This window comes from Bradyrhizobium sp. CCBAU 11361 (assembly GCF_028128935.1).
Classification (GTDB): domain Bacteria; phylum Pseudomonadota; class Alphaproteobacteria; order Rhizobiales; family Xanthobacteraceae; genus Bradyrhizobium; species Bradyrhizobium niftali.
Window position 1 is genome coordinate 1 of record NZ_LBJZ01000065.1, and the last position, 629, is coordinate 629.

Here is a 629-nt window from a genome sequence, read left to right on the forward strand (position 1 = left end):
CGGCGGTGGCGGTCAGAAGACGCTCAAGCGCAGGAACGAAGTCCTCGAAACCGTCCGCGCACATCGCGCGTAGCGGCTCCAGGCGACGGATGTTCTCCATGCGAGCCTTGAAGTCCGCCGAGGCGCGGTGCGCCGCCTGCCCGGCCACATCGGCGGTCTGCTGCAGGAACTTTCTGCCGGTCTTGGCATCGTGCTCGGCGATCGCGGCCGTGAGGCGTTCGATCTCCTTATCGATGGCCTTGACGTCGTCGTCGATGAATTCGAGTTCTTTTGCTGCGGCGTCCCGGCGCGCCATCTCGGTACGCCGCTTGGCCTTGAAGTCCAGGTTTGTCGCGCGCGCCGCGAGCCAAGTCGCGCGTTTTGCGACCCATTCCTCCCTGAACTTGGTCTCGAGCGCCTGTTCAAGCGCGGCGAGGACGCCCCGAAGCGCCCTCAGGGCTTCGAGCCTGAGGCGCATTTTCCGGATGGTCTCGCTGATGTTGCGGTATGTCTGGATCGACTCGCGCAGCTCCTTGATGCCGATCGGAATGTCCTCGAGGATGTAGTTCCGCACGAACTGCGTCGCCGTCTGGTTGTGGTCGAGCGTCATCGCATTGACGATTGATTTCTGCAGGGCGCTGGCGTTCTGC

1 pseudogene is annotated in these 629 nt (G+C 63.6%); it reads right to left on the bottom strand.

What is annotated here, in order from left to right:
- Nucleotides 1-629, bottom strand: a pseudogene (locus XI08_RS09850) (SbcC/MukB-like Walker B domain-containing protein); the annotation flags it as partial.